Origin of the sequence: Mesorhizobium qingshengii (assembly GCF_900103325.1) — a bacterium.
Lineage (GTDB): Bacteria > Pseudomonadota > Alphaproteobacteria > Rhizobiales > Rhizobiaceae > Mesorhizobium > Mesorhizobium qingshengii.
This window is the reverse complement of the sequence record NZ_FMXM01000006.1, coordinates 37,978-49,932: the sequence shown is the minus strand read 5'-3', so window position 1 is coordinate 49,932 and position 11,955 is coordinate 37,978. Positions and strand designations below refer to the sequence as shown.

The 11,955-nt window shown below is 63.6% G+C and carries 12 protein-coding genes; 11 read left to right on the top strand and 1 reads right to left on the bottom strand.

All coding sequences use genetic code 11. The features are described 5' to 3' along the window. Nucleotides 1-16: 16 nt before the first annotated feature. The 3 genes from BLS48_RS11395 to BLS48_RS11385 are packed head-to-tail and all read left to right on the top strand — an operon-like array spanning nucleotide 17 to nucleotide 2,707. The gene (locus tag BLS48_RS11395; RefSeq protein ID WP_091577691.1) at nucleotides 17-847 is read left to right on the top strand and encodes an ABC transporter ATP-binding protein; all 831 of its coding nucleotides are present in this window, start codon (nucleotides 17-19) and stop codon (nucleotides 845-847) included. Then, on the top strand, nucleotides 844-1,659 hold the full coding sequence (locus BLS48_RS11390) for an ABC transporter permease (RefSeq protein WP_091577690.1): 816 nt from the start codon (nucleotides 844-846) through the stop codon (nucleotides 1,657-1,659). The genes BLS48_RS11395 and BLS48_RS11390 overlap by 4 nt, the downstream gene beginning before the upstream one ends. Nucleotides 1,660-1,696: 37 nt before the next feature. After that, a complete protein-coding gene (locus tag BLS48_RS11385) occupies nucleotides 1,697-2,707 on the top strand; it encodes an ABC transporter substrate-binding protein (RefSeq protein ID WP_091577688.1) in 1,011 nt (336 codons plus the stop codon). Nucleotides 2,708-2,745: 38 nt separating this feature from the next. Here BLS48_RS11385 and BLS48_RS11380 read toward each other — a convergent pair whose 3' ends face one another. Next, nucleotides 2,746-3,171 (bottom strand): hypothetical protein, encoded by a 426-nt coding sequence (locus BLS48_RS11380; protein WP_091577686.1) that lies wholly within the window; start codon nucleotides 3,169-3,171, stop codon nucleotides 2,746-2,748. Nucleotides 3,172-3,324: 153 nt separating this feature from the next. On the opposite strand from BLS48_RS11380, the gene BLS48_RS11375 reads away from it, so the two are divergent. The 8 genes from BLS48_RS11375 (at nucleotide 3,325) to BLS48_RS11340 (ending at nucleotide 11,786) form a co-directional block, all read left to right on the top strand. Next, a complete protein-coding gene (locus BLS48_RS11375; RefSeq protein WP_244529561.1) occupies nucleotides 3,325-4,299 on the top strand; it encodes a putative B6 ABC transporter substrate-binding protein in 975 nt (324 codons plus the stop codon). Nucleotides 4,300-4,376: 77 nt separating this feature from the next. Next, on the top strand, nucleotides 4,377-5,945 hold the full coding sequence (locus BLS48_RS11370; RefSeq protein WP_091577682.1) for a putative B6 ABC transporter ATP-binding protein: 1,569 nt from the start codon (nucleotides 4,377-4,379) through the stop codon (nucleotides 5,943-5,945). Continuing rightward, nucleotides 5,942-7,039, top strand: coding sequence for a putative B6 ABC transporter permease subunit 2 (locus tag BLS48_RS11365; protein ID WP_091577681.1), 1,098 nt, complete (start codon nucleotides 5,942-5,944; stop codon nucleotides 7,037-7,039). The genes BLS48_RS11370 and BLS48_RS11365 overlap by 4 nt, the downstream gene beginning before the upstream one ends. Before the next feature lie 3 nt (nucleotides 7,040-7,042). Next, nucleotides 7,043-7,978, top strand: coding sequence for a putative B6 ABC transporter permease subunit 1 (locus BLS48_RS11360; RefSeq protein WP_091577679.1), 936 nt, complete (start codon nucleotides 7,043-7,045; stop codon nucleotides 7,976-7,978). Between the two features lie 47 nt (nucleotides 7,979-8,025). After that, the gene (gene pldA, locus BLS48_RS11355; RefSeq protein ID WP_091577678.1) at nucleotides 8,026-8,832 is read left to right on the top strand and encodes a 4-pyridoxolactonase; all 807 of its coding nucleotides are present in this window, start codon (nucleotides 8,026-8,028) and stop codon (nucleotides 8,830-8,832) included. Between the two features lie 25 nt (nucleotides 8,833-8,857). Continuing rightward, nucleotides 8,858-10,036: a pyridoxamine--pyruvate transaminase gene (gene ppaT / locus BLS48_RS11350; protein WP_091577675.1), complete on the top strand. Its 1,179-nt coding sequence runs from the start codon at nucleotides 8,858-8,860 to the stop codon at nucleotides 10,034-10,036. A gap of 38 nt (nucleotides 10,037-10,074) precedes the next feature. Beyond that, nucleotides 10,075-10,821, top strand: coding sequence for a pyridoxal 4-dehydrogenase, SDR-type (gene pldH / locus BLS48_RS11345; protein WP_091577674.1), 747 nt, complete (start codon nucleotides 10,075-10,077; stop codon nucleotides 10,819-10,821). Between the two features lie 128 nt (nucleotides 10,822-10,949). Continuing rightward, on the top strand, nucleotides 10,950-11,786 hold the full coding sequence (locus tag BLS48_RS11340) for a sulfite exporter TauE/SafE family protein (protein WP_091577672.1): 837 nt from the start codon (nucleotides 10,950-10,952) through the stop codon (nucleotides 11,784-11,786). The last annotated feature ends 169 nt before the right edge of the window (nucleotides 11,787-11,955 follow it).

Sequence of the window (11,955 nt, the reverse complement as noted above, 5' to 3'; positions counted from 1 at the left end):
CGCGGGGCGACCAGCCATGCGCATTGAAACCATCCGGGCCGCCGGCGACAGACCGTCCCACATCCGCCATGACGACCTCATCTCGACCAAGGGTGTTTCGGTGGTCATGGGCCGGCAACTGGTCCTCCAGAACATCGATCTTTCGGTGCCGAAGGGGTCGTTCGTATCCCTCATCGGTCCTTCCGGTTGCGGCAAGAGCACCTTGCTCAAGGTGCTGGCCGGGCTGGTGCAGCCGAGCCAGGGCAGCGTTTCGATCGCCGGGCTCGCGCCGGCCGAGGCGACGCGCAAACGAATGATCGGCCTCGTCTTTCAGGACGCCAACCTGCTGCCGTGGAAGAACGCCGTCGACAATGCCTCGATGCTGCTGGGCATCGCCGACAGGTCGCTGTCGCGCTCGCAGTTGCGGGCGCGCGGGCAGGAGATGTTGGAGCTGGTGGGGCTGGGCGATTCCGCCCACAAGCGCCCAAACGAACTGTCGGGCGGCATGCGCCAGCGGGTCGCCATCGCCCGAGCCTTGGCGCTCGACCCGGCGGTCCTGCTGATGGACGAACCGTTCGGCGCGCTCGACGCCATCACCCGCGATTCCATGGGCCAATCGCTGCTGGAGATTTGGCAGCGCACCGGCAAGACGATCGTGCTCGTGACCCATTCCATCGACGAGGCCATTCACCTGTCGCGCCATGTTCATGTGCTGGGGATCAAGCCGGGGCGCATCACCGAGAGCCTCGACATTGCGCTGCCCTATCCGCGCGACCTGTCGGTCACCGAAGATCCGGAGTTCGTCAGGCTGGTGGTGCAACTGCGCACGATGCTGCGCTCCAGCCATCAGCCGGGAGGCACGTCTTGAGCGAGCAACCCATCACTCATCTTTCCGAGCCGCGGCTGGTCTCGGGCTGGAGTGCCGCGACGGGCAGCTGGCTTCCGGCAGTCATCCTCCTGCTGGTGACGATCGTGGTGTGGGAAGCCGCCGTGCGGATCTTTGCCATATCCTCCTTCGTCGTTCCCGCCCCGTCCGAGATCGCGCAATCGCTGGTCGCGCAATGGGGCACGCTGATGCAGGCGACGCTGGTGACGGCAGGCGAGATCCTGTTCGGCTTCCTCGTATCGGTCGTGGTCGGCATCGCAATCGCGCTGGTCATCGTGCGTTTCGATTGGTTGGGTCGAGCGCTCTATCCACTGGTGGTGCTGTTCCAGAATGTGCCCAAGGTGGCACTCGCGCCGATCTTCATCCTGTGGTTCGGTTACGGGCTCGCGCCCAAGATCGGCCTGATCCTCGTCATTGCCTTCTTCCCGGTGACATTGTCGATGCTGGCCGGCATGCAGTCGGTCGACCGCTCGCTGCTGTCGCTGATGAATTCGGTCGGTGCCAGTCCGACGCAGATCCTGTTCAGGATCCGCGTTCCGCACTCGCTGCCAAACCTGATGGCCGGAACCAAGATCGCCGCCACCTTGAGTGTGATCGGCGCCATTGTCGGCGAGTTCGCCGGCGCCTCCGACGGTCTCGGCTACGTCATCCAGTTCGCTTCGACCCAGCTCGATACGGTGCTGGTCTTTGCGGCGCTGCTGCTCGTTTCCGTGCTCGGCATCGCCTTCTACTACGCAGCCGAAATTCTCGAACGCATCGTGGTGCCGTGGGCGCCGAAATTCAGCCAGGCCTAGGCCCTCGAACAACCAACGTCACAAAAGGGGAACAAAAATGCTGAGACGCTCGCTTATCAAGGCCGCTACATTCGCGGCGTTTGTCGGGGCCATCGGCTTCTCCAATGCGGCCCTGGCGGTCGACAAGGTCAACGTCCAGCTCGACTGGGTGGTGCGTGGTAATCACGCCATGTTCTTCGTCGGCAAGGAAAAAGGCTTCTTCGCCAAGAACGACATCGATGTGGCCGAGATCCGCAAGGGGTCCGGCTCGCCCGACGCAATGCGGCTGGTGGGCAATGAGAACGCGGATTTCGGATTCGGCGATCTTCCCACGCTTGCCGTCGCGCGGTCGCAGAATGTTCCGGTCGTGGCGCTGGCGGCCGTCAACCAGCACTCGCCGCTGGCAGTCATTTCGCTGGCCAAGACGGTGAAGCTCGCAAAGCCGTCCGACCTCAAGGGGCTGACCATCGGCATTCACCCCGCAGGCTCCACCTACATCTTCTTCAAGGGCTTCCTGGCCGCCAACGGCCTGACCGAAAAGGACATGACGCTGAACAGCGTCTCGCCGCCCTATGAGAGCTACCTGCTGCTCGGTCGCGTCCAGACCGTGGTCGGCTATGTCGATGCCGAGGTTCCCGAACTGGAGGCCAAGGCCGGCGGTCCCGGTTCGCTCAGCATCATGATGGGCTCGGATTATGGCTGGAAGGCCTATGGTTCTGGCCTGTTCACCTCGCAGAAGATGATCAAGGACAAGCCCGAAATCGTTCACCGCTTCGTCAAGGCCTACAGGGAAGCCTTCGACTATGTCGTTGCCCATCCCGAAGAGGCCGCCGAGATCACGGCCAAGGCCGCCCCGGGGTATGCGGACAAGAAGGACGTCTTGCTGGCGCAGATCAAGGCCGACATCGCATCGACGTTCACCAGCCCCGATACCAAGGAACACGGTCTCGGCTGGATGACGAAGACGCAGTGGGAGGAAACCTTGAAGACGCTTACGGATCAGGGCGTGCTCAAGACAGCCCTGTCCGCGGACGATGTCTTCACCGACACGTTCCTGGCGAAAGAATAAGGGGCGCGCGGTGTTCGAGCGGACGGATCGATGACCGCCTACCGGCAGACGAGGCTGTCCTGCGCCATGGTGCAGGACACGGCACGCTCGCCTTTGGCGGCGTCGGCGCGGTCCAGCGTGATCTGCACGCGGGTGGCATATGCGCGGCCCGACAGGCCGCACCAAAGCCGCTCGACGGGCAGGTTCTCTCGCTTGTCGTTGAGGATCGCGAACGTGCCGGTCTTCGCATCGAACCATAGCTCGACGCGGGCGCTCTTGCCCGGTTCGACCGTCGCGATCCCGGCTGAGTACCAGTGGGCGAAGTCGGCGTTGCAGGACAGGCCTTCGCTGCCCGCATTCGAAATCGTCAACGACACCATGTCGAGCCCGTCAGTGCCGGTGCGGACGGTGACATGGTGCAACTCAACCGCGTTGGCGAAGGATGAGAACGCCAGCATCACCGGGAGGACATAACGGATTTCCACTTTGCCTGAGCTCCATATGTAATTTTCTTGGGCAGTCTATCTCGCTTTCGCGCAATAACAATAAGAATATTGATTGGTAGATCAAACAGAGAGGGTAACATGTTAAAGCTTCTTAAGAGCAGTGTAAGTGCAGTTATATTGAGCGGCGTCTTGATGAGCGGCGCGCTTGCCGCCGAGATCAAGTCGATTGCTATCCTGACGCCTGAAGAAGGCACGGATTATGGCTGGAACCAGCAAGGCATCGACGCCGCCAAGGCGGCGGGCAAGGCCGCCGGCGTCGAAGTGGTCGTGGCCCAGGGCCTCGGCTATGGCGATGTTCGTCCGACATTGCGCGAACTTGCCTCCGACGGCGCCAGCCTGCTGATTGCCCACGCCAGCGGCTACAACACCTCGGCGCCCGAGATCGCCAAGGAATTGAAAGTTCCGGTGGCGATCGTCGACACGCCGAATGGCCTGGAGAAGGGTCTCGTCGCCGACTACACGCTGAGCGGCCACCAGGGCGCCTATCTCGCCGGCCGTCTCGCCGCCAAGATGTCGCGGTCCAAGTCGGTCGGCATCGTGGTGTCGGGTGAGCCGCCATCGTGGAATTCGCAGTCGGCGGCGTTCGCGCAGGGCGTGAAGGCGGAGAACCCGGCCGTCAAGATCACCTATGCGGTGATCGGACCGGCCGCCTACAGCGATGCGGCCGGTGGCAAGCGCGTCACCGAAAGCGTGATCGCGTCGGGCGCCGACATCATCTTCGGGCAGGGCAACGGTTCGAGCTTTGGCATGCTGCAGGCGGTCGAGACGACCAAGGCAGCCGATGGCGGCAAGGTCTATTTCATCGACGTCATCGGCGACAAGTCGCCGATCGACAAGGGCTTCCTGCTGTCGTCGGTGGTGTGGAACATCGAGCCGGTTTACGCGGCGATGATCGCCGACCTGAAGGCCGACACGTTCGGCACCAAACACTATACGATCGGCCTCAAGGACGACTCGGTCAAGCTTCTCAAAACCGCCGCGATCCCGGATAATGTCTGGGCAGAAATCCAGGCGCTGCGCGAAGACGTCATTTCCGGCAAGATCGCGGTCGATCCGGTCTATGACGCGGCCGCCGTCAGGGCGCTGATGACAAGCGTCGCCCAGTAAGGCGACCAAGGTCGGCTGCCGGAGGGGTGATCCATTCACCCCTCCGGACGATTCCCATTTTCTGGTGCTGGGTTTTCATGAGCGGTTTTTCTTCATCGTCTGCTTCCGGGCGCGACATCGTCGCGCTTGAAGGCGTGACCAAACGGTTCCCCGGCATCGTCGCCAATGACAGCATCGACCTGGCGATCCGTCCGGGCGAGGTGCATGTGCTGCTTGGCGAGAACGGCGCCGGAAAATCGACATTGATCGGCATGCTGTCGGGCCTGCAGCAGCCGGATGAGGGACGCATACTGGTCGACGGCAAACCGACCCCGATCACCTCGCCACGCCATGCGCTGGCACTCGGCATCGGGACCGTATTCCAGCACATGATGCTGGTGCCGACGCTGACGGTGGCGGAAAACCTCTTGCTTGGCGGGCCGTGGTGGCAGCGCCCCAGGACCGAGGAACTGGCGGCGCGCGTCGCCGAGATCACCAGCACGCTCGGCATCACCATCAAGCTGCATGCCAAGGTATCGGAGCTTTCGCTCGGCGAGCAGCAGCAGGTCGAGATCCTGCGCGCGATGGTGCGCAACAGCCGGTTGCTCATTCTTGACGAGTCCACCTCCATGCTGACGCCGAAGGGCATCGACGAACTGGGCGCGCTGATGCGCCGCCTCGTCGAGCAGGGCCTGGCGATCGTCTTCATCACCCACAAGCTCAAGGAGGCGGCGGCCTTCGGCGACCGCATCTCGGTGCTGAAGCTCGGCCGCAAGGTGGGCGAGATCCCGCCCGAGCGGTTTCGGGCGCTGGGCGAGCAGGAGATCATCTCGGAGATCGTAGAGTTGATGTTCGGCCAGCAGAAGGATGATCCGGAAGCTGTCGAGCGTCCGGTCCGTACAGTCCACGCCGAAGCGGCTCCGCTGCTTCGGGTCGCGGATCTGGCGGTCGCGCCGACAGACAATGCACCAGGCCTGTCGTCGATCTCCTTCGACATCCGCCCAGGCGAGATCCTGGGCATAGCCGGCATCGACGGGAACGGCCAGAAACAGCTGGCGGAAGCGCTGGCCGGCCAGCGCGCGACCACCAGCGGTTCAGTGCGGCTGGACGGCGCCGCCATCGAGACGCTGAGCGTCGGCGAACGCCGTCAGCGCGGCCTTCGCTACCTGACCGACGACCGGCTGGGCGAGGGCACTGTCGGCACCTTCCCGGTCTCGATCAACTTCTTCCTCAAGCAGGTCGGCGCGGCCCCGTTCTGGAGCAAGGGCGTCGAGCAGCGCGCGGAGATCGACAAGCGCGCCGCCCAGCTCGTGCGCGAATACGACGTGCGCACGCCGAGCCTGAAGACGCCGGTCGCCCGGCTGTCCGGCGGCAACATCCAGAAGGTGCTTCTGGCGCGCGAACTGGCAGAGGGCGCCAAGGTGGTGATCTTCAACAAGCCGACCTATGGGCTCGATCTCGCCAACACACTGGCGTCGCGCCAGCGCATCCGCGACACGGCGGCGCGCGGCCTTGCCGTGCTGCTCATCTCCACCGACCTCGAGGAATTGCTGAGCATGTGCGACCGCATCGCCGTCATCGCGAACGGAGCGCTGGTCGGTATCGTCGACAATGCCGACGACGCCCGCACCAAGGTCGGCCGCCTGATGATCGGACTTGCCGCATGAGCATCGACACCGCGCCCACAGTCAGTGCGACCGCACTCGATGCCACGAGCGGGGCGGCGACGCGCCGCGACATCCTGCATCGGTTGCTGATGACGCTCGGCCCGATCCTTGCCGCTCTCGTCATCGCCGGCGGCATCCTGCTTGCCGTCGGCGTCGACCCGCTCGCCTACTATGGCTACGTGCTGGAGAAAGGTCTGTTCTCGCCGCTCGGCATCCAGCAGACACTGACGCGCATGGCGCCGTTGCTGTTTCTTGCCGCCGGCCTCATCGTGGCCTTTCGCGCGGGCATGTGGAATCTCGGCGGCGACGGCCAGTTCCTGCTCGGCGCGGTGACGGCGGCGGCCAGCGCTCCCGTGTTCGTTCAGATCATGCCGGCCTGGCTGGCGCTGTTCTGCTCGTTCCTCATCGCCATGGTGGTGGCGATGACCTGGTCCCTGGTGCCGGCCCTGCTGCGTGCCTATCAGGGCGTCAACGAGATCATCACCACGCTGATGATGACGTTCCTCGGCACGTCGCTCGCCAATGTGCTGGTCAAGCTGGTGTTTCGCGATCCAGGCACGACCGTGCCGCAGACCCGTACGCTGCCGGTGGAAGACCGGTTGCCGCGCCTGTTCGAAACGACCATCACCAGCGGCCTGCTGCTTGGGTTGGCGGCGATCATCATCGTGCATCTGGTGATGACGCGCACGGCGTTCGGGCTGAAGCTGAGGATCGTCGGTGCCAACCCACGCGCGGCGGTTCACTCAGGGCTTGGCGTCCCCGGCCTGACCATCGCTGTCTTCGCCATTTCGGCCGGGCTGGCTGGCCTTGCCGGCGCCGTCGACATCATCGGCGTGCAGGGCAATGTCCGTGCGGACTGGAATCCGGCCTACGGGCTTGCCGTGATTCCCGCCGTGTTTCTCGCCCGCATGAACGGCTTTGCGGCCATCGGTTTCGTGTTCCTGCTTTCGGTGCTGTCGATCGGTGGCGAGAGCGCGGCGCGGCGGCTTGGCGTGCCCAATCATTTCACCCTGGTGCTGGTCTCCATCGTGCTGATCGTGCTCGCTCTCGCCGAGTATGTCGATCACCGCTACAGCCAATCGAGAAAGGCCTGAGGCATGACCGGGCTGTTCAGCGAAGTCTTTCTCAGCGCGCTGCTGTTTGGCGCGGTCACCGCGGCAATCCCGCTGCTGCTTGCCGGACTTGGCGAGCAGATGTCGGAAAAGGCCGGCGTGCTCAACATCGGCATCGAAGGCATGATGCTGGCCGGCGCCTATCTCGGTTTTGTCGGCGCCTTCTATTCCGGGTCGCTGTGGCTGGGCTTTTTCGCCGGTGCGGCCGGCGGCGTCGCGGTGGCGCTTGTCATGGCGCTGCTTTGCGTGCGCATCGGGCTGAACCAGATCGTCATTGGTATCGCGCTGACGTTGGGACTGGAAGGTCTGACGGCACTGCTCCACCATTTCCAGTTTTCGCGGAGCTATCCGCGCCTGCCGGCGGCGGAAGTGACGGTCATTCCACTGCTATCGGACATTCCGGTGATAGGGCCGGCGCTCTTCAAGCAGCATCTCATCGTCTATCTGGCGGTCGCGCTGGTTTTCGGCATGGGCTATGTCTACCGGCGCACGCAGCTAGGTCTCAACCTGCAGGCCGCGGGCGACAAGCCGGCCGCGCTCGATGTCGCCGGCATCGACGTCGTGCGAACCCGCACCGTCGCCGTGTTGACGACTGGAGCGCTGGCCGGGCTTGGCGGCGCCTATCTGGCCAATGTCGGAGCCGGGCTGTTCATTCCTTTCATCACCAATGGTGCGGGCTTTCTCGGCATCGTGCTGGCCATGCTGGCGCGCGGTCGCCCGATATGGGTGCTGTTCGGCGCGTTGCTGTTCGGCGTCTGCTTGTCTTTGACGACCGCGATGCAGGTGGCCGGCATCAACATACCGACCGACATCATCCAGATGCTGCCGTTCCTGGCGGTGATGATCATGCTGGTGCTGTTCGGCCGGCGCGCCAGCCTGCCGGCGGCGCTTGGCATTCCATACGAGCGCGGCGCGCGCTGACCACAATTCATGCGCGGACGGGACCCGCGCCAAAACAGGAGGCAAGAATGTCGGATACCAAGGTCTACCTGCTCGACGGCGGCTCGCTCGTTCTCGACGGGTATCACGTGTTCTGGAACCGGGGCCCTGGCGGCGAAGTGCGGTTCCCCGTCTATTCGATCCTGATCGAGCACGCGGAGGGCCGGTTTCTCATCGACACCGGCTATGACTACGATCACGTGATGAAGGTGCTGCCTTTCGAAAAGCCGATCCAGGATAAGCACCAGACCATCCCCGGCGCCCTGGCGCTGCTCGGCCTCGAACCGAAGGACATCGACGTCGTCGTCAATTCGCATTTCCACTTCGACCATTGCGGCGGCAACAAGTATTTTCCGCATGCCAAGAAGATCTGTCACCGGAGCGAGGTGCCGCAGGCCTGCAATCCCCAGCCCTTCGAACATCTTGGCTATTCCGACCTGAGCTTCTCGGCTGAAGCGGCGGAGGCGCGTGGCGCGACCGCGCAGTTGCTGGAGGGCACGACGCGCGCCAACTCGACCTTCGAGGGCATCGACGGCGACGTCGACCTCGCCAGGGGGGTCAAGCTGATCTCGACGCCCGGCCACTCGATCGGCCACTACAGCCTGCTGGTGGAGTTCCCCAAACGCAAGCCGATCATGTTCACCATCGATGCCGCCTACACGCAGAAGAGCCTTGAAACGCTGTGCCAGGCATCCTTTCACATCGATCCGGTGGCGGGCGTCAATTCGATGCGCAGGGTGAAGAAACTCGCCGAGGACCATGGCGCCGAGCTGATGTATTCGCACGACATGGACAACTTCAAGACCTACCGGACCGGCACGCAATTCTACGGCTGACCGTTACCAATGCGGAGACAAGACCATGCGCTATTCCGACCATGCCGAACCGGTCATCACACTCACCTCAGGGCCGGTGAATGCCTATCCTGACGTACTGCGCGGCCTCGGTCGCACGGTGCTCTACGACTACGACCCAGCGTTCCAGCTCTTCTACGAGAAGGTGATCGACAAGGCGCAGAAGGCGATGCGTCTGTCGAACAGGCCGGTCATCCTGCATGGCGAGCCGGTGCTTGGCCTGGAGGCCGCCGCCGCCTCCCTGATCGCGCCCGACGACGTCGTGCTCAACCTTGCCTCCGGCGTTTATGGCAAGGGGTTTGGCTATTGGGCGAAGCGCTATTCGCCACACTTGCTCGAGATCGAAGTGCCCTACAATGAGGCGATCGACCCGCTGGCGGTCGCGGCAATGCTGAAGGCGCATCCGGAAATCACCGTCGTTTCCGTCTGCCACCACGATACGCCGTCTGGCACCATCAATCCGATCGACGCCATCGGCGCCCTGGTTTCGGCGCATGGCGGTTATCTCATCGTCGACGCCGTCTCGTCGTTTGGCGGCATGAAGACGCATCCGGAGGATTGCAGGGCCGATATCTATGTCACCGGCCCGAACAAATGCCTGGGCGCGCCTCCCGGCCTTACGATGATGGGTGTCAGCGAGCGGGCCTGGGCCAAGATGAAGGCCAATCCCCTGGCGCCGCGCGCATCGATGCTGAGCATCGTCGACTGGGAAAATGCGTGGTCGAGGGACGAGCCGTTTCCGTTCACGCCGTCCGTCTCCGAGATGAGCGGGCTCGACGTCGCGCTCGACCTCTACCTTGGTGAGGGACCGGAGGCGGTGTGGGCGCGCCACGCGCTCACCGCCAAGGCCATGCGCGCGGGCGTCGCGGCGATGGGCCTGTCGATCTGGGCCGCCAACGACAAGATCGCGTCGCCAACCACGACCGCCGTCCGCACGCCCGAAGGCGTCGACGAGAAGGCGCTTCGCCAAGCCGCGCGGGCGCGCTACGGCGTGGTGTTTTCGTCGGGCCGCGGCGAAACATTGGGCAAGCTGACGCGCATCGGCCATATGGGACCGACCGCCCAGCCGATCTATGCGATCGCGGCGCTGGCGGCACTTGGCGGCGCCATGAAAGCGGCAGGGCAGAATCTCGCGATCGGCAAAGGCATTGATGCCGCGCTGGCCGTGATCGACGCCGACGCCTGAACAGACATCACCAGATCACGGATTGAGGGAGTATTTTCATGACTGAACGGCTTGCGGGAAAGACGGCCCTGGTTACGGGCGCCGCGCAGGGTATCGGCAAGGCGATCGCGGCGCGGCTTGCCGCCGACGGAGCAACCGTCATCGTCAGCGACATCAATGCCGAAGGCGCCAAGGCGGCGGCCGCAGCGATCGGCGGAAAGGCGAAGGCGATCGCCGCCGACATTTCCGATCCGGCATCCGTCAAGGCACTCTTCGCTGAAATCCTGGCCCTGACCGGGGGCATCGACATTCTGGTCAACAATGCCAGCATCGTGCCGTTCGTTGCCTGGGACGATGTCGATCTCGACCATTGGCGCAAGATCATCGACGTCAATCTGACAGGCACCTTCATCGTCAGCCGCGCCGGGACGGACCAGATGCGTGCGGCGGGCAAGGCCGGACGGGTGATCAGCATCGCATCCAACACCTTCTTTGCAGGCACGCCGAACATGGCGGCCTATGTCGCGGCCAAGGGCGGCGTCATTGGCTTCACCAGGGCGCTCGCCACGGAGCTCGGCAAATACAACATCACCGCCAACGCGGTAACGCCCGGCCTGATCGAGAGCGACGGCGTCAAGGCGAGCCCGCACAATGAAGCGTTCGGCTTTGTCGAGATGCTTCAGGCGATGAAAGGCAAGGGCCAGCCGGAACATATCGCCGATGTGGTTTCGTTCCTGGCCTCCGACGATGCGCGCTGGATCACCGGCCAGACGCTCAATGTCGACGCCGGGATGGTGCGCCACTAGAGGGCATCGCGTCCCAATACCGCTGCACACTTTTGGGCGACCTGCATCGGGTCGCAACGGCGGACGGGCATGGCCAAAAGCCTATCCGCAAGGCCTGACATGGACGGCCAATCAAGGGGAATATCATCGTGAATTTCGGGTTCGACACGTCGATGTTCGACGGGCTGACAATTGCCATGCTGGTCGCCGGCATGGCTGTAACCGGTGTGGCGTCCGGCGTGCTGGCCGGCTTGCTGGGGGTCGGCGGTGGCATCGTCATCGTCCCCGTGCTGTTCTGGGTGCTTACGCTGTTTCACTTTTCGCCGACGGTGATCAGTCACCTGGCGGTCGCGACGTCGCTTGCCGTCATTATCCCTACCTCGATCTCATCGATGCGGTCGCACAACAAGCGCGGCAATGTCGATCGGCCTCTGCTCGATCTGTGGGGGCCGGCTATTTTCATCAGTGCCCTCATCGGCGGCATCATGTCGAAATTCATTCCGGGCGCCGGCTTGCGGCTGGTTTTCGGCGTCGTTGGAGTGCTGGTGGCCGTCAATATGGCGATGCCGAAGAATCTGGTGATCTCCGATCATTTGCCGCAAAGCGGCTGGATCAACCGTGCGGTTGCCTCTGTCATCGGCTTTGTTTCTTCGCTGATGGGAATTGGCGGCGGCACGCTCTCGGTGCCGACGCTTTCCAGCTTTTCCTTTCCGGTCCATCGGGCTGTCGGCACGTCGTCGGCGCTTGGCCTTCTTATCGCGCTTCCAGCGGTGGCCGGTTTCATCTGGTCGGGTCTCGCGGTTGCTGGCAGGCCTCCGCTCAGTCTCGGTTACGTCAGCCTGCCAGCGGTAGCCATCATAGCGCCCGTGAGCTTTTTGTTCGCACCCCTGGGCGCGAGGCTCGCCCACGCGCTCAACCCGCGCTACCTGAAACTTGCCTTTGCGTTCTTCCTGGCGATCACGGCCGGGCGGATGTTGCTTTCCTGAATCCTGGCTGTCGATCGCCTCGTTCAAGCTGATCGGAGCCGAACGGGATGGCCTTGGTTCGGGAGCGCAAGCTGGTCTCGACGGAGCCCGAACGCGATGCCGTCCGGCTTGGAGGCGAGCACGGTTCCACCTGCGTAGGGATCAGACCGACTCCGCCCTGGATGGTTTT

What these genes read in the sequence shown, in the direction of transcription:
- ppaT (WP_091577675.1), top strand. Translation starts at nt 8,858, where the DNA reads ATGCGCTATTCCGACCATGCCGAACCGGTCATCACACTCACCTCAGGG.
- pldA (WP_091577678.1), top strand. Translation starts at nt 8,026, where the DNA reads ATGTCGGATACCAAGGTCTACCTGCTCGACGGCGGCTCGCTCGTTCTC.
- BLS48_RS11370 (WP_091577682.1), top strand. Translation starts at nt 4,377, where the DNA reads ATGAGCGGTTTTTCTTCATCGTCTGCTTCCGGGCGCGACATCGTCGCG.
- BLS48_RS11395 (WP_091577691.1), top strand. Translation starts at nt 17, where the DNA reads ATGCGCATTGAAACCATCCGGGCCGCCGGCGACAGACCGTCCCACATC.
- BLS48_RS11360 (WP_091577679.1), top strand. Translation starts at nt 7,043, where the DNA reads ATGACCGGGCTGTTCAGCGAAGTCTTTCTCAGCGCGCTGCTGTTTGGC.
- BLS48_RS11365 (WP_091577681.1), top strand. Translation starts at nt 5,942, where the DNA reads ATGAGCATCGACACCGCGCCCACAGTCAGTGCGACCGCACTCGATGCC.
- BLS48_RS11375 (WP_244529561.1), top strand. Translation starts at nt 3,325, where the DNA reads ATGAGCGGCGCGCTTGCCGCCGAGATCAAGTCGATTGCTATCCTGACG.
- pldH (WP_091577674.1), top strand. Translation starts at nt 10,075, where the DNA reads ATGACTGAACGGCTTGCGGGAAAGACGGCCCTGGTTACGGGCGCCGCG.
- BLS48_RS11385 (WP_091577688.1), top strand. Translation starts at nt 1,697, where the DNA reads ATGCTGAGACGCTCGCTTATCAAGGCCGCTACATTCGCGGCGTTTGTC.